This window comes from Rhizobium johnstonii 3841 (assembly GCF_000009265.1).
Taxonomy (GTDB): Bacteria; Pseudomonadota; Alphaproteobacteria; order Rhizobiales; family Rhizobiaceae; genus Rhizobium; species Rhizobium acaciae.
Window position 1 is genome coordinate 82740 of the sequence record NC_008378.1, and the last position, 15214, is coordinate 97953.

The window sequence follows — 15214 nt, forward strand, 5'->3', positions numbered from 1 at the left end:
TATATGTCATGTGTCGCGACAAATTTCAAGATCTGACGGGCGTATTCGGCGTATCGGCCGCGGAACCGTGCCTTTCTCGCTGCCGGCGCCAAACAAGCGGGCAGGCGGCGATGGCACCGCCTGCCAAGGGCAGCTTGCAGCGTATTGAAATGCCGCGATCCCCACTGCTTTAAGAGGCTGGGTTGCGGCGCTCCAATTCCATAAGCGCGCGGATGGCAGGCAGGGCTGCCGCTCCCGGGATTGTCAGTCTTTTTGGCTGGTCGGCGCTGGCAGCAAGATGGGCTCGACCGAATGTTTCGGTGCCATCAGCTGTGCAAGAATGTCGTCGGCCGAGTGGCTCGAACTGCCAATGCCGGCCTCGCGCAGCTGACGATCGAGGTCGCTGCCGTTTTCCAGCGCGGCCAGTTCAGCACCGGCTTCGATGCGGCCGGCAGTGATTTCCTGGCGTTTTTTGATACGCTCGAGACTTTCGACGGCGCTACCGAGGCGGGTATTGATGCCCGACTGGCTATGGGCGATCGCCGACTGAGCGCGCAGCAGCGACTCATTGGCTTTGACATTCTCCACCTCACGCTTCATCTGAGCAATGCGCGCTTCGGTCTCCTGGATCGTGCGCAGCATTTGCTGCTGGCGGGGCAGCAGCCGGTCGAGCTCTTCCTGGTCGCGCTGCACTTCGGCTCGGGTACCGGCAATGCGCTGAGCGAGACCCTGAGCGAGATCCGTGCGGCCCGCGGAGATCGCAGCGCGAGCGCTGTCGGTATCCTTGGTCTCCTTGGCGCGGTTTTCTTCAAGTCGGCGCATGACGCTCTTGTTGGACGCCATGATGCCGGCCAGATCGGATCGCGCCCCGCGCAACGACTGTTCAGCATCGCGGATTTCTTGATCAAGGACACGCATGGACTGACTGTCGGCGGCCGCTTCCGCTACCTCGTTAATGCCGCCGCGAATGGCGGTGAAAATCTTGCCCCAGGTGCTCACGCTGCAATCTCCCCGCTTTTCCATTCTTCAATCATGTGGGCCGCATCGACGGCATTGGCAGCCAGAATCGCGACCTCCTCGACCACCGTCTCGGCCGGCGAGCGTGCTGACAGCGAGCCGAACAATTCATACCATTCCTCACCGTCGATCGTGGTGATGCCGAAGCTGGAGAGCGGCACGAACTTGTGGGTCTTCAGCACCATCCGTTCGAAGGCTTCTCGATTGGGCACGTCCTTGCACGGCACCAGAACAGCGCTGACAAGGATGTCGCGCTCCCCGCTCACCGCAACGAAGACGTCGAGATCGCCTTTTTCCTTAAGAGTCACGCATATGACGTCGCCCTGTTCGGGTACGGCTACATCCACATCGCCCAGTGCGTCGGGATCGGCGGCGAACAGGCGCGTTAAAGTGGTGAGGTTCCAGGTCTCCAAAAAGTCCTCCATCGGTTGGAACGTCAAAATATTTGGGTAATCGGTTTGCAACTTAAAGATCTGGTGCGCTAAATAAATTTCGCTAGGGTACGCGTTGGGAACGGGGGCGAATCGCTTGCCATTTATCGCTTCATTGCTGCGGCGTGTATATCTCTCGCTCAGCGAATTGGCCTGGTCAGCCCTTTTTGTTATCCTCGTGATCCACCTGGTCGCTTCTTACCTGCTCTTCCTGTTGGCCGGCGAAGGCGATCTCGTCGGCAATCCGGTCGACTTTCTTTATTACTACATGGTGACGGCAACGACTGTCGGCTATGGCGATCTTTCTCCAAAATCGGGGCCTGGCCGATTAATTGCCGTCCTGTTCGTTCTTCCCGGCGGCATTGCCATCTTCACCGCTGTTCTTGGCAAGTTGTTGACAACTATCGGTACGATCTGGAGGAACCGCATGCGTGGATTGGGTGATTACAGCGAGCGCGCCGGCCATATCATTGTCCTGGGCTGGCAAGAGGGGCAGACATACCAGACGCTGCGGCTGCTGCATGCCGAACGACAGGCCAACGAACCGATGAGTGTTCTGGTTGCCAAGGACCTGCCGGAAAATCCCGCCAGCAATTACGCCGACTATATCAGAACCGAGCGGCTTGGTGATGCCGACGCTCTGGTGCGGGCCGGAGTGGCGAAGGCGCGCGCGATCATCGCGCGCGGCGCAAATGACGACGAGACGCTGGCCGCGGTGCTGATTGCCGAAGACCATGCGCCTAATGCCCATATCGTGGCCTATTTCGCCGACGACCGCACGGCACAGATGGTCAAACAACGCCGGCCGCGCGTCGAGGCTGTGGGCTCGCTCGCCGAGGAGCTGCTGTCGCGTTCCGCCCGTGATCCGGGCTCTTCGGAAATCGCCGCACGGCTGCTGTCGGCCGCCTCCACCGACACGGCCTTTTCCCTGCCGGTACCGCCTCTGCAAACGCCGCTGCTCTATGGAGACGTGTTTTTAAGCCTCAAGCGTCAGCACAATGTGACGCTGGTGGGCATGCTGAGCCAGGGCGTGACCGACCTCAATTGCGGAGACGAGGCGCCGCTTCGGGGCGGCGAGACTCTTTACTACATCAGCGGAATGCGGCTAGATCCCGCTGCCATCGCTTGGGCTCGAATGGGAGACGTATCATGATCGGCTGGTTCGGCAGAGACAAGAACGAAAGGCCTTTACCCAAAGAACATGGCCCGTTGAGCGCCGCCATCGGCGGGGCGTTGGAGATCGATTTCCTCTCCCTCGAAGCCGATGCTTTGGCCGGCCAGCCGGCCATGCCGCTGCCACGGAGCGGCCCGTTCATCATTGCCGCCTACGGTGAGGTTTCGCTCGATGCCGCGACGGTTCTGTCGCGCTATTACGATGAAGACCATCGGATGATTCAGGTGATGTCGACGTCGGGCCAGCCGGGTGATGTCGACGACATCAGCTTTTATCAGCCCTGGGACAGCGTCGTGCCTGCCGGGCAGGGCGAATGGAACCGCTGGACCGGGCCGGACGGCCTGATCGGTCAGCCAAGCTACGATGCCGATGGCATCCTCTATAGCCGCTTCTGGGGCGAAGGCCCCGAGCGCACCCCATTGGCGGAGTTTGTCGAGAAGGTCGACGACGGTGAGGCGCAGCGCTCCATTCACCAGACCTGCATGCTGTATTATCGCCCGCTTGGCTCGACGCGCGAAATGCTTTTGATCAATGTCGAGCGCGACCTCGATCTCGGACAGAGCCAGGCAGGCAGCTCGGTGGAATTTCTGATCGGCTACGGACTCGCTCCGGCCGATGTTCGCCGCGTCTGATGGATCCTATCAATTTCAACGGAGGACTTTTTCAATGCTCGACTACGTGGCGGGCCTGCCTGCCTTCCTCGGCTATTTCGCCGTCGGTCTTGCCGCCTATGGCGTTTTCGCGGTGATCTACACATTCCTGACGCCGCAGAAGGAAGTCCAACTCATTCGCGCAGGCAATCTTGCCGCCGTCACGGCATTCTTGGGCGCGCTTGTCGGTTTCAGCCTGCCTCTGGCTTCGGCCGCAGCCAATTCGGTCAGCATCGTCGACTACATCATATGGGCGGTGGTCGGCATTCTGGCCCAGATCCTCGCTTACTATATTGCGAATTTCACCATGACGGATCTGCATGAAAAGATCACTGCCGGCGATATCGCCGCGGGCTTATGGGGCGGCGGCATCGCGCTGGTCATCGGTATTCTCAACGCCGCCTGCATGACCTATTGAGGGGAGGGAACGATGCGCAGACGTAAGAGCGGGCACAAACGACCTTTCCTGGCCCTCGGCACGATCGCTGCCTCGACCCTGGCGCTGTCCGGTTGCGGCGATCAGACTCCCTCGGAGGCAATGTTCACCTCCGTCGACCAATGCGTGACTTCCGGCATGGACCGGCAGGTCTGCCAAGCCGGCTATCAGGATGCCATGCGGGCCCATCTCGCCGCCGCGCCGCGTTTCAACGGCATGGCCGCCTGCGAGGCCGAATACGGCTCGGGTCAATGCGCTGAACAGCCGGCCAGTGCCGTCCCCAACAATACCGGCGGAGGCGGCAGCTTTTTCGTGCCGTTCCTGACAGGCTACGTGCTGTCTTCCGCACTGAACAACATCGGCGACTATTACAATTATCGCCGGCGCCAGGAGGAGAGTGGCTCCTACGGCTCGACACCGATTTATCGCAATCGCTCGGGACAAACGGTGACAACGACTGTTCGCTCGGGCGGCAACGACACCGCGATCGCGCCCTCGCGTCAGACTGTCAAGCCGGTCAACGTCAACACTCGCACCGTTGCCCGTCAAGGCTTCGGGGGTCGTTCGTCGTTCAGTTTCGGCGGCTGACATGAAGCGCATCACACTTCCGGCGCGTCCCGATTGGCGTGACAAGGCGCGCGCCGTCGGCTTCGGGTTTCACGTCATGTATGGCGAACCCTACTGGCTCGACGATGCCGCCTATACATTCACGCTCGATGAGATCGAGACACGGATTGAAGAGCCGAGCCAGGAACTGCACGACATGTGCATGGATATGGTCGGTGATATCGTCAGAAGCGAAGAGTCGCTCGACAGGCTGGCCATTCCGGAGGATCTGCGCGATGTGGTGCAGCGCTCCTGGCAGCGTCGCGACCGGCACCTCTACGGCCGGTTCGATCTTGCTTACGACGGGACTGGCCCGGCCAAGTTGCTCGAATATAACGCCGATACTCCCACTTCGGTGTTCGAGACAGCCTATTTCCAGTTCAACTGGCTGACCGACCAGGTGGCTTTGGGTATCCTGCCCAAGGATGCGGACCAGTACAATTCCTTGCAGGAAAGCCTCGTCGAGGCGTTCGAGCAATTTTCCAAGGAGCCGATCTTCCACTTCGCGGCGATGACCGACAATGAGGAGGATCGCGGCACGACGGTCTATCTGATGGACTGTGCAGTGCAGGCCGGCCATCGTGTCGAGCTTCTGGATATCCGCGAGATCGGCATCGATGCACAGGGCCGTTACACCGATCTCAAGGATCGGGTGATCGACCGCTGCTTCAAGCTGTATCCGTGGGAATTCATGCTGCGCGAGCCGTTCGCCCGCGACCTCGTGCGCTCGGGCGATGTTTTCGTCGAGCCCGCCTGGAAGGCCGTGCTTTCCAACAAAGGGCTTTTGCCTCTGCTCTGGCAGCGGCACCCCAATCATCCCAACCTGCTGGCTAGCTATTTCGCCGACGACCCGGCGGCCTCGACTTTGAGCGATTATGTACGCAAACCACTGCTGTCGCGGGAAGGCGAGAACGTCACGATATTCCGAGATGGCCGGGAATTGATTTCCGCCCCCGGCGATTATGGCGACGAAGGTTTTATCGTCCAGGCCTATGCCCCGCTTTTCGAAAGCGATGGCGGCTTCGCCGTGCTCGGCAGCTGGATCGTCGGTGATCGCGCCTGCGGTCTTGCGGTCCGCGAGGACCGCTCGCGCATAACCGCCAATCTATCGCGTTTCGTGCCGCACGTCATAGTCGGATAAGAGGAGATATATCGCTTCAGCCGCAGCGATCTTCGTCTCTTGCGGCGTTCACCCAGGTCGATATGGGAATAGGTGTGTCTCATTGCGCTTGCCTTGCAAGCGACACCCATTGGCATCTTTCACAGGTCGCACTTCATCCTTGAACCCACCCGGCTACATGTGAAAGTGGCGTAATCAACGTTATGGAACTATGTATGGGTATATCGGCTTGCATATTGTTTGGGCGCTTGCCGCAGCAAAGACCGGCTCAAATGCCGCGTTGGCTGGCGCCGATGCCGCTGCGGCTATGACTGACGGAATTCGAGCCGCGTTCCTTTGTGGCGCGATCATCTCCATTGCATCGGCTATAACGGCCTTCTTCGTTAGAACGCCGGCTGGCGAGCATGCTACTCCTCGGGCCGAGCCAGCACGAAATCGTGCTCTATCTGCCAGAACTTGCCAGAGAAACTGAGCTCGTTAGCGCGTACCGAATCCTCAACGTGCTGGAACTTGGCAAGCAAGCTCTCCTTCACGCCGAAGACGGCGTCAGATTGGATGTACGGGTCGTCCGGATCGAAGATGTGTGTCGTGAGCGTCTCGAAGCCGTGGGCCTTGATGATATAGTGCAGGTGGGCGGGCCGGTAGGGATGGCGACCGAGCGCGCCGAGCAGCTTGCCAACGGGTCCGTCGTCCGGGATCGGGTAATACTTGGGCTTGACCGCTCGAAACCAATAGCGGCCGTCGGCACCGGTGCGGAAAACGCCGCGAAGGTTGAAGTCTGGTTGGATCCCCTGCTGCTGCACGTCGTAGAAGCCCTCGTCATTGGCCTGCCAGACGTCGATAACCGCATCCTTGATGGGTTGCCCCGCCGTATCGAGGATCCGCCCGCCGATCACCATGTCCTCGCCCTTGGCATCGAGGCAGATATTGGCGCCCATCGCCAGTTCCGGCGCACCCTCGACATGGAAGGGACCGAGCACCGTGCTTTCGGATGCGCCCGACGGCTTGCGGTTGTTGATCGCATCCACCAGCATCGAGACGCCGAGAACGTCCGACAGCAGGATGAACTCCTGCCGCCATTCGTTGCACATCTGGCCGGTGCGCGTCAGAAACAGGATCGCCTGCATCCATTCGTCCTGGGTCGGTTCGATCTCCTTCACCGCCTCATGCAGCTTGCGGGTAATCACTTCCATGATCTGCTTCAGCCGCTCGTCCTTGGCATTCTTGTTGCGGCCGGTGACGACCTCGACGGAGATCTCTTCGGTGAAGAAGCCTTTCTCATGCGCGTCCATCACGGCCTCACTTTCCAAGAATTGCTGTCAGCGCGCGGCGCAGTTCAGTCGTCGGATCGTCGACCATCGCCTCGCGCCGCCAGGCGACGTGGTGGTCGGGACGAACCAGCAGGATGCCGCTGTCGCGTATTTCGCGGATATTGGCCCAGTCGCCGGTAAAATCCTGCCACGGCTGGCGGGGCCCGATGACCTGGGCAACGATCTCAATGCCGAATTTGTTGCCGAGACTGCGGGCCGCCTCGACCCAGCCCTGCCCGCCGATGCCGGTCAGCACGGTCAATTTGCCGTGGCCGGTGAGGTCGAGCGTCGAAACCTTCTCGCCGGTCGCAGAGAAGAGCCAGGCATGCGGCAGCCGCGCGCCGGGCCAGCTCGTCTGTTGGCAATGCAGTTCCGGGTCCTTGGTAAAGGCGGGCTCGGCCTGTCCATCTGATATCGCAGCACTGGAGTGGTAGCGCTGGTTCATCTCGACCCCGTGGCAATCGAACTCGTAGACCTTATCGGCGATCGCCTTGCGGATTGCGGCCCGTTGCTCCTCGGCAGCAGCCGTGTTGTTGCAGCGGGCGTCCATGTTCTGCTGCATCTTCACCGGGTCGATGGAATCGAGCAGCCCCAGCGCCTTGAAGATCGGCCCGAACTCCTCGATCGACTTGTTGGCGCGTCTAACGATCTGCTTGGCAACGGGCGCGCGCTCGGCCTGATAGCTGTCGAGAAGTTTCGGGCCTGCGGCCCCCTTCAGGACGAAGGCGAGCTTCCAGGCGAGATTGAAAGCGTCCTGAATCGAGGTGTTGGAGCCGAGGCCGTTCGACGGCGGATGGCGGTGGGTGGCGTCGCCCATGCAGAAGACGCGGCCATTCGACATTGACGTAGCGTACATATTGTTGACGGTCCAGGTCGAGACCGACTTGATGGTCATCTCGAGATCGGGATCGCCGACCAGGTCGCGCACGACCTTCTTCGCATGCGCTTCGTCCACCTCAGGCGCCGGCTGGTTGATGTCGTAACCCCACACGATCAGCCATTCGTTCCAAGGCCTGACCATGCGCACCAGCCCCATGCCGATGCCGCCGACATCGGCACCCGGCTGCAGCACCCAGTAAAGCACCGATGGACGATGGGCGACCAGCCGCGACAGATCGGCTTTGAACAGAATGTTCATCGAGCCGGCAACGCCCATCTTGCCTTCGAAGGTGAGGCCCGCATGTTCCGCAACCTTGGAATTGCCGCCATCGGCGCCGACCAGATATTTCGAGCGGACGGTAAATTCCTTGCCGGTCAGCCGGTCGAGACAGGTCGTCGTGACCCCGTCTTCGTCCTGCGCATGGCTCAGATATTCCGTCGACATGCGCGATTGGCTGCCGCGCGAACAAGCCGTCTTGAAGAGCAGCGGCTCCATGAAGGTCTGCGGCAGGTCGTTCATATGGGTCGGCGACGACAACTGGTGCTCGGCGCGCGACAGCGGATGTTTGCCCCAGCTCTTCATCCGGCCGATCTCTTCGCCGGTGAGCGAGGTGCAAAACACGTTCTCACCCATCAGGTCCTGCTCGGCCGCAAACATATAGGCCTCGTCCTCCACGTCGCGGCCGAGATCGCGCAGCACTTCCATGGTACGCTGGTTGGTGATGTGGGCGCGCGGCGTGCTGGCGAGCCAGCGGTAGCGGTTGATCACTAGGTTCTCGACCCCGTAGGACGAGAGCAGAGCAGCGGTGGCAGAGCCTGCTGGGCCGGTGCCGATGATGAGTACGTCGGTGGTAATGTCAGCCATGAGTCCCTCCCCTATGCGTGAGATTGAGCGGCCCGCCCTTCAGGACGCGGCGAACCGGGAAAAGCTGGATGCCGGTGCGCTCGGAGAACAATCCCCAGAGGCCGCGCGGCGCGAGAAGCATGATGGCGATGCCGAGAAGACCGAGCATCAGCAGATACCAGGAGCCGTAATCGGCCAGGAGGTTCTGTAAGAGAAAGAAGATGATGACGCCGAGGATCGGTCCCTCGATCGTGCCGATGCCGCCGATCACGACGATGAAGATGACATAGGCCGTCCAGTCGGTGACCGAGAAGGCGGCGTCCGGCGAGATGCGCGCCTTCTGCACGTAGATCAGCGCCCCGGCGATGCCTGTCATGAAGGCGGTGGCGAGATAGACCAGCGTCTTCATCCGCCGCGCATCGACGCCGAGGGCGCGGGCTGCCTGCTCGTTGTCACGAACGGCGGCAAGGCCGAGACCCTGCTTGCTGCGCAGAAGACCATAGATGAAGCCGATTGTGGCGACGGCGAGGATCAGCGCCAGCCAGTAAGTCAGCGCGTCGCCCGCCTCGGAAGCCTTCATGCCGAAGAGGTCGCGCATCGCGCCGACGCCCATCATGTCGCGGGTCGCCTCCCGCGGCAACGAGGTGCCGGTGCCGCCGCCGAGCGCCTTCCACTGGGCCAGCAGCAACCGCACGACTTCGGCCACAACCCAGGTGCCGATGGCGAAATAGGGACCGTAGAGGCGGAAGGTGAAGAAGGCTGTGGGAATGGCAAGGGCGACGGAAAATACGCCGGCAATCAGGATGGCCACGACAGGATCGACGCCGAACAGGATGACGCAGCCGAACATCGTATAGGCTCCAAAGCCGACGAAAACCTGCTGGCCGACCGAGATCAGCCCGGCATAACCGGCAAGCAGGTTCCAGTTCTGTGCCAGCACCAGCATGGTGAGGATGAAGAAAAGGTCCTGGATGACGCCGCGCGCGACGATGAAGGGTGCAGCGAAGGCAAGCAGCAGAAGGGCAACGACCGCGACAGCCGACAATGTCGATGCCCTGGTACGCGTCTCGACGGTGAAGGATGGAATGGCCATGGTCATCGATGCACCTCAATCCACCGCGCGCGGGAAAAGGCCGCGCGGCTTGAACAGGAGAACGGCGAGGAATGCCAGGTGGCCGGCAAGGATCTGCCATTCCGGATTGATCGCGGCACCCACAGTCTGGGCAACGCCGAGGATGATGCCGCCGGCGAGCGTGCCCCAGAGCGAGCCGAGGCCGCCGATGATCACCGCTTCGAAGGCGTAGATCAGTCGCGCTGGCCCTGACGTCGGATCGAAATTGGCGCGTGTCCCGAGATAGAGGGCAGCGATCGTCACCACGACCATGGCGAGCCCCGTTGCCATCGCGAAGATGCGCTGCGGCCGAATGCCCATCAGCCCTGCCGTCACCGGATCGTCCGAGGTTGCCCGGAAGGCGCGGCCGACGGAGGTGCGGTAGATGAGCTGGTTGAGACAGACGATGACGGCGACGGCGGAAAAGAAGGTCATCAGCGGCATGATGCCGGCGGTGACAGGACCTAGATTGACGGAGGCGCTCTCGAGACTGCCGGCAAAAACACGGCGGCTATCGGCCGAAAATCCTTCGAGCAGGCCGTTCTGGATGACGATCGACAAGCCGAAGGTGACAAGCAGCGGCGGCAGGATATCCTTGCCGAGAGTGCGGTTGAGCAGGAAATATTGCAGGCCCCAGCCGATGGCGAACATCAACGGCATCGCGATCAGGGCGGCAACGAACGGGTCAAGCCCGAGTGTTGTCACCAGGATCAGAATCAAGAAGGCGGCAAGCACGATCAGGTCGCCATGGGCGAGGTTGACCAGCCGCATGATGCCGAAGACGAGGCTCAAGCCCGCCGCAAACAGCGCATAGAGCCCGCCGAGCAGCACGCCCTGGAGAATGGTATCAAGCCAGTTCATGATGATCGGTCCCGAAATAGGCCTTGTGGATGTCGGCGCGGCTAAGATCGGCAGTGCGGCCCGACAGCGTCACTCGCCCCTCCATCATGCAGTAGACGCGGTCGGCCACCTTCAGCGCCTGAGCAATATCCTGCTCGACGATGACGATCGAAGCGCCGGTCTCGCGGATGAGCGGGAAGGCGCCGTAGATATCGCGGACCACGACAGGCGCAAGGCCAAGGCTGATCTCGTCGCAGAGCAGTAGCGCAGGATTGGACATCAGCCCGCGGCCGATCGCCACCATCTGCTGCTGCCCGCCGGAAAGTGCTGTGGCCGGGTTGTTGCGCCGCTCCTTCAGGATCGGGAACAGCGCGAAGATGCTTTCGAGCGTCCACGGGCCATCGATCTTGCGGCCATAATTGCCGACCAGCAGGTTTTCCTCGACATTCAGCGACGGAAAGAGTTTTCGCCCTTCCGGCACCATGGCAATGCCGCGCGCCAGAATGTCCGGCGCCGGCAGCGCCCCGATCGGCTCGTCGCGGTAAAGGATCGATGCCGGCGCATTGGCGAGCACGCCGGAGATCGAGCGCATTAGCGTCGTCTTGCCGGCCCCATTGGCGCCGATGATGGCGATGGTCTCGCCGGAGCCGACCATGATATCGACGCCGAATAGCGCCTGGAAGTCGCCGTAGGAAGCGGTCAAGCCTCTGGTTTCGAGCAGCGCCATCAGATCTCGATCCCCAGATAGATTTCACGCACATCGCGCGACGCCATAATGTCCTCCGGCTTGCCGATGCCGATGACTTTGCCGAAATGCAGCACCAGCAGCCGCTCGACGACGGAATTCAGCGCATGCAGCACGTGCTCGATCCAGATGACGGCAACGCCGCGCGCATGAATGGCGCGGATGGTGGCCACCAGCGACCGGCACTCGCCCTCGGTCAGTCCGCCGGCGATTTCATCGAGCAGCAGCAGCTTCGGTTCCGTCGCCAGCGCCCGGGCCAGTTCCAGCCGCTTGCGCTGCAGCAGCGACAGGCTTCCGGCCAGCACATTCGCCTGATCGATCAGCCCAGTGTCCACCAGGATTTCGGCGCAGCGGTCCGACACCTCGGCCTCGCGCCGCCGCGATCCGAAGGCGCCGGCGACCAGGAGGTTTTCGAAGACCGTCAGCTTCTCGAACGGCTGCGGGATCTGGAAGGTGCGGCCCATGCCCGACAGGCAGCGCGCCATCGGCGGCGTGCGGGTCACATCGCTGCCGAGAAAGCGGATGCTGCCGCTATCGGCAGGGATATTACCGGTGATCAGATTGAAGAGCGTCGACTTGCCGGCGCCGTTCGGCCCGATAATGCCCAGCGCCTCTCCTTCGCCGACGGCAAAGGAAATCTGCTCGGCGACCGTCAATGCGCCGAATTTCTTCGAGACCCCATCGAGTTCGAGAATTGCCAAACCCATTCCTCCCAGAATAGGCGGGGCCCCTAGCAGGCCCCGCGCCAAAAATCAGGCGATCGCTTCCATTTTGCCGCCGACCGGAATGTTCGGCGCCGTCTTGTTGTCGGTGATGACGAGATCGTAGCCGCCGCCGTCCTTCAACCGCCACTGGCCGCCGACGAGCGGCGTCTTGGCGATGTTCTTGGCGGCAAACGGCGGCAGGCCCTTGCCGTCCCAGGCGATCGGACCGACCAGCGTATCGAGCTTGGTGGCGGCAATCGCCTCTGCGACGGCATCCCCGTCCGTGGGGTCTCCGGCCCGCTTCATCGCATCCACCGCCAGTTCGAACAGCGCATGGGCAAAGCCGATCGGCTGCGTCCAGGGCCTGTTGGTCGCCTTGGTGAAGGCGTCTGCCACCTGTGCTGTACTTTCCCCGGTCAAGGACGACTTGAACGGATGGCTCGGCGTCCACCAGACTTCCGACGACAGATTGTGCCCGGCATTGCCGAGCGCCTCCACCGTCTGCGGGAAGAGCAGCGCCTTGCCGATCGAGGCGATCTTCGGGGCAAAACCCTGCTGCTTGGCCTGGTTCCAGAAGGTGGTGAAGTCAGGCGGGATCACCACGCCGGTGATGATTTCGCACTGGCCTGATTTGAAGGCGTTGATCTGCGCCGAGAAATCATCCGTCATGTTCTGGTAGCGGCCGGGGTCGATCAGGCCGTAGCCCATCCTTTCCAGCACCGGCGGGAAGCCGACGACCTTGTCGCCCCAGGCATTGCCGTCGCCATCGTTGGGGAACAGGCCGCCGACCTTCTTATTGGTCTCGATCTGCGCCCACATATTGGTGAAGACCGCGATGACGTCTTCGAGACCCCAGAAGAAGTGATAGGCGAAGTTGAACGGTTTCCATGAGCCGGGGTCGCCGGGATTGCCCTGCTGGCCGATGAACCATGGCTGCCAGGGCGCGACCGTCGAAATGCAAGGCATTTCCTCAGCCTCGCAGGTGGTCGCCACCGGATTGGTGGTCTCCGGCGTCGAGGCGACGAGGATCAGGTTTACCTCGTCGGTGACGATCAGTTCCTTGGCGACCTCTGCCGCCCGGTTTGGATTGGACTGGCTGTCCTTGACGACGACCTCATAGTTGAGACCCATCGACTTGGTGGTCGCCAGAAAACTGTCGATGACGAATTTATCGGCCTCACCGAAGGCGGCAAGCGGCCCCGTCTGCGGGCTGACATAACCAAGCTTGATCGCGGCATCCTGCGCAATCGCAGGGGCGGCGAGCCCTGAGGTCACCGCCAATGCACCGGTGGCGGCCGTCGTCTTCAGAAAATCGCGTCTGGTAAACATGTTTCCTCCTCCCATTTTTTCTCTCCTCCCAGAGAGCGTGATGTCTGTCGTCAACCTATGCCGGCCGCGTGCCCTCCCAGGCATCCTGCAGCAGGGCGCGAATGGATTGCCGGTCGATCGGCCTTGGATTCCAGTAGGGATTTTCGGTGGCGATCTCGGCTGCGCGATCGAGATCGGCTTCGCTGAGGCCGAGATCCTTCAGCGCCAGCGGTGAACCGATTTGTCTCGCGAAATCCCAAAGCCCGCCGCCGACCGAACCGCCGAAGATATCGGCGACCGGCGCCAGAAGTTCCGGCACGGCTGCGGCATTGTAGGCGGCGGTGTGCGGCAGCATGATCGCATGCGTATCGGCATGCGGCGTATCGAAGGTGCCGCCCAGCGTGTGGCAGATCTTGTGGTGCAGGGCCATGCCGACCGTGCCGAGCACGGTGCCGCAGAGCCAGGCGCCGTAGAGCGCATCGGCACGGACATCGGCAGCCCGGGGCATCGCGACGATGTCAGGCAGACTGGTCTTGAAGGCCCGCAGCCCCTCGGCCGCCATCAGTGTCGAAATCGGGTTGCGATCCCGAGCATAGAGCGCCTCGACCGCATGGGCCATGGCATTCAGCCCTGAGGTGACGCTCATGCCGACCGGCAGGCCGAGCGTCAGCGCCGGGTCGTAGATCACCACCTCAGGCAGGATGCTCGCATGGCGCACGGTCGTCTTGCGCCCACCCTCGGTCTGGCCGAGGATAGGCGTCACTTCCGATCCGGCATAGGTCGTCGGAATGACGATCTGCGGCAGATCCGTGCGATAGGCGATTGCCTTGCCAAGCCCGGTGGTCGAGCCGCCGCCGAGCGAAACGACGCAGTCGGCCTGCGTTCGGAGAACGACCTCCCTCGCCTCTTCGGTGACATCGACCGGAGTGTGCATGACGGCGCCGGCAAAGACGCCGACAGCGAGAGAGCCCAGTTGCGCTGCCAGCGCTTCGGCATCGGCCTTCTGTTGCGGCGTCGAGAGGACGAGCGCATTAGCGCATCCGAGCTTTTCCACCCACTCGCCGGCGGCAGCGCTCTTGCCTTCGCCGAAGACGATATGGGCGGGGCTGCCGCTATAGATGAAATCGCGGCTCATATCTCGGCTCCCTGCCTGGCGCGGACCATGACGAAGGTCAGATCCAACAGCCACCCCTTGCCCCGCGGCTCGAAGGTTCGCACCAGCTCCGGCTTGACGGCGAAGATCGCGTCTTCGGCCAGATGCGGATCGCTGCCGTCATAGATATGCGTGGTGATCGTCTCGAAGCCCGGGGCCTTGATCATGAAATGAAGATGCGCGGGGCGGCGCAGCGGATAGCCCGCCTGCCGCAGAAGTTTTCCCACCGGCCCATCGTCCGGCACGCCATAGCCGCATGGCTTGATGGTCCGATAGTGGAAACGTCCATCCGAATCCGTGCGGAAGCCGCCGCGCAGGTTGAATTCCGGCTGCAGATCCGGCTGCTGGTTTTCGTAAAATCCTTGAGCATTGGCCTGCCAGGTGATGATCTCGGCATTTGCGATGGGATCGCCATCGAGATCCTGCGCGCGGCCGGAAACATCAAGCGTCTCGCCGATCCCGTCGAGCGAGATATTGCTGCCGAGCGCCAGTTGCGGAACGTCGGCGCGGAAGAAGGGTCCGCGCACGGTGTTGGGGGTGGCCGTCTTCGGACGGCGCGAATTGATTTCTTCGACCAGAGCCGAAGCGCCGAGCAGATCCGACAGCAGCACCCACTCCTGGCGCCGCTCGTCGCTGGCATGGCCGACATCGGTCAAGAATTCGATGACCTGGCGCCATTCCGCCTGGGTGGGCCGCACTTCGCGGATCAGCGTATGAAGATGCGTCACCGCTGCCGCGAGAACCTGCGGCAGGCTGTTGTCCCTTGATGGCGGTAGTCGTTGCGCGAACATGTCATGCGAGGTGGCCTCGCTGAAATTCAGCGCCATCGGACCCGGCGTCATGCGTCTCCTCCAAGGCAATGGCTGGTGGAGACAAATTTAGTCCAATCGCTATATGCCGGTAATGA

General features: G+C 61.9%; 16 protein-coding genes. 5 read left to right on the forward strand and 11 right to left on the reverse strand.

Features of this window, described 5'->3' with window-relative positions; genetic code table 11:
* Positions 1-243: 243 nt before the first annotated feature.
* Positions 244-978 (reverse strand): PspA/IM30 family protein, encoded by a 735-nt coding sequence (locus RL_RS33370; RefSeq protein ID WP_011648881.1) that lies wholly within the window; start codon positions 976-978, stop codon positions 244-246.
* Positions 975-1421, reverse strand: a complete 447-nt coding sequence (locus tag RL_RS33375; RefSeq protein ID WP_032992943.1) for a YjfI family protein — start codon at positions 1419-1421, stop codon at positions 975-977. The genes RL_RS33370 and RL_RS33375 overlap by 4 nt, the downstream gene beginning before the upstream one ends.
* Positions 1422-1524: 103 nt before the next feature.
* Between RL_RS33375 and RL_RS33380 the strand changes: the two genes are divergently transcribed.
* The 5 genes from RL_RS33380 to RL_RS33400 are packed head-to-tail and all read left to right on the forward strand — an operon-like array spanning position 1525 to position 5434.
* Positions 1525-2580: an ion channel gene (locus tag RL_RS33380; protein ID WP_011648883.1), complete on the forward strand. Its 1056-nt coding sequence runs from the start codon at positions 1525-1527 to the stop codon at positions 2578-2580.
* Positions 2577-3233 carry a YjfK family protein gene (locus RL_RS33385; protein WP_011648884.1) on the forward strand — a complete coding sequence of 219 codons (657 nt, stop codon included), beginning with the start codon at positions 2577-2579 and terminating at the stop codon, positions 3231-3233. Before RL_RS33380 ends, RL_RS33385 begins: the two co-directional genes overlap by 4 nt.
* Before the next feature lie 34 nt (positions 3234-3267).
* Entirely contained in the window at positions 3268-3669 is a 402-nt protein-coding gene (locus RL_RS33390) for a DUF350 domain-containing protein (protein WP_011648885.1), read from the forward strand.
* Positions 3670-3681: 12 nt separating this feature from the next.
* A complete protein-coding gene (locus RL_RS33395; RefSeq protein WP_011648886.1) occupies positions 3682-4275 on the forward strand; it encodes a DUF1190 domain-containing protein in 594 nt (197 codons plus the stop codon).
* A 1-nt stretch (position 4276) separates the two neighbouring features.
* Entirely contained in the window at positions 4277-5434 is a 1158-nt protein-coding gene (locus RL_RS33400) for a glutathionylspermidine synthase family protein (RefSeq protein ID WP_011648887.1), read from the forward strand.
* Positions 5435-5820: 386 nt separating this feature from the next.
* Here RL_RS33400 and RL_RS33405 read toward each other — a convergent pair whose 3' ends face one another.
* The 9 genes from RL_RS33405 to RL_RS33445 are packed head-to-tail and all read right to left on the reverse strand — an operon-like array spanning position 5821 to position 15149.
* The gene (locus RL_RS33405) at positions 5821-6705 is read right to left on the reverse strand and encodes an intradiol ring-cleavage dioxygenase (protein WP_011648888.1); all 885 of its coding nucleotides are present in this window, start codon (positions 6703-6705) and stop codon (positions 5821-5823) included.
* Positions 6706-6712: 7 nt separating this feature from the next.
* Positions 6713-8467: an FAD-dependent oxidoreductase gene (locus RL_RS33410; protein ID WP_011648889.1), complete on the reverse strand. Its 1755-nt coding sequence runs from the start codon at positions 8465-8467 to the stop codon at positions 6713-6715.
* On the reverse strand, positions 8460-9545 hold the full coding sequence (locus RL_RS33415; RefSeq protein WP_011648890.1) for a branched-chain amino acid ABC transporter permease: 1086 nt from the start codon (positions 9543-9545) through the stop codon (positions 8460-8462). The genes RL_RS33410 and RL_RS33415 overlap by 8 nt, the downstream gene beginning before the upstream one ends.
* Before the next feature lie 9 nt (positions 9546-9554).
* A complete protein-coding gene (locus RL_RS33420) occupies positions 9555-10418 on the reverse strand; it encodes a branched-chain amino acid ABC transporter permease (protein ID WP_011648891.1) in 864 nt (287 codons plus the stop codon).
* Positions 10405-11124: an ABC transporter ATP-binding protein gene (locus RL_RS33425; protein WP_011648892.1), complete on the reverse strand. Its 720-nt coding sequence runs from the start codon at positions 11122-11124 to the stop codon at positions 10405-10407. Before RL_RS33425 ends, RL_RS33420 begins: the two co-directional genes overlap by 14 nt.
* Positions 11124-11843, reverse strand: a complete 720-nt coding sequence (locus RL_RS33430) for an ABC transporter ATP-binding protein (RefSeq protein WP_028742544.1) — start codon at positions 11841-11843, stop codon at positions 11124-11126. Before RL_RS33430 ends, RL_RS33425 begins: the two co-directional genes overlap by 1 nt.
* Before the next feature lie 51 nt (positions 11844-11894).
* Positions 11895-13175, reverse strand: coding sequence for an ABC transporter substrate-binding protein (locus RL_RS33435; protein WP_011648894.1), 1281 nt, complete (start codon positions 13173-13175; stop codon positions 11895-11897).
* Between the two features lie 55 nt (positions 13176-13230).
* Positions 13231-14289: a maleylacetate reductase gene (locus RL_RS33440; RefSeq protein WP_011648895.1), complete on the reverse strand. Its 1059-nt coding sequence runs from the start codon at positions 14287-14289 to the stop codon at positions 13231-13233.
* A complete protein-coding gene (locus RL_RS33445; RefSeq protein WP_011648896.1) occupies positions 14286-15149 on the reverse strand; it encodes a dioxygenase in 864 nt (287 codons plus the stop codon). The genes RL_RS33440 and RL_RS33445 overlap by 4 nt, the downstream gene beginning before the upstream one ends.
* Between the last annotated feature and the right edge of the window lie 65 nt (positions 15150-15214).

Bases quoted from the DNA above. Each gene is read 5' to 3' on its own strand.
- RL_RS33375 (WP_032992943.1), bottom strand. From the start codon at position 1,421: ATGGAGGACTTTTTGGAGACCTGGAACCTCACCACTTTAACGCGCCTG.
- RL_RS33385 (WP_011648884.1), top strand. From the start codon at position 2,577: ATGATCGGCTGGTTCGGCAGAGACAAGAACGAAAGGCCTTTACCCAAA.
- RL_RS33390 (WP_011648885.1), top strand. From the start codon at position 3,268: ATGCTCGACTACGTGGCGGGCCTGCCTGCCTTCCTCGGCTATTTCGCC.
- RL_RS33395 (WP_011648886.1), top strand. From the start codon at position 3,682: ATGCGCAGACGTAAGAGCGGGCACAAACGACCTTTCCTGGCCCTCGGC.
- RL_RS33400 (WP_011648887.1), top strand. From the start codon at position 4,277: ATGAAGCGCATCACACTTCCGGCGCGTCCCGATTGGCGTGACAAGGCG.
- RL_RS33405 (WP_011648888.1), bottom strand. From the start codon at position 6,705: ATGGACGCGCATGAGAAAGGCTTCTTCACCGAAGAGATCTCCGTCGAG.
- RL_RS33410 (WP_011648889.1), bottom strand. From the start codon at position 8,467: ATGGCTGACATTACCACCGACGTACTCATCATCGGCACCGGCCCAGCA.
- RL_RS33415 (WP_011648890.1), bottom strand. From the start codon at position 9,545: ATGACCATGGCCATTCCATCCTTCACCGTCGAGACGCGTACCAGGGCA.
- RL_RS33420 (WP_011648891.1), bottom strand. From the start codon at position 10,418: ATGAACTGGCTTGATACCATTCTCCAGGGCGTGCTGCTCGGCGGGCTC.
- RL_RS33425 (WP_011648892.1), bottom strand. From the start codon at position 11,124: ATGGCGCTGCTCGAAACCAGAGGCTTGACCGCTTCCTACGGCGACTTC.
- RL_RS33435 (WP_011648894.1), bottom strand. From the start codon at position 13,175: ATGTTTACCAGACGCGATTTTCTGAAGACGACGGCCGCCACCGGTGCA.
- RL_RS33440 (WP_011648895.1), bottom strand. From the start codon at position 14,289: ATGAGCCGCGATTTCATCTATAGCGGCAGCCCCGCCCATATCGTCTTC.
- RL_RS33445 (WP_011648896.1), bottom strand. From the start codon at position 15,149: ATGACGCCGGGTCCGATGGCGCTGAATTTCAGCGAGGCCACCTCGCAT.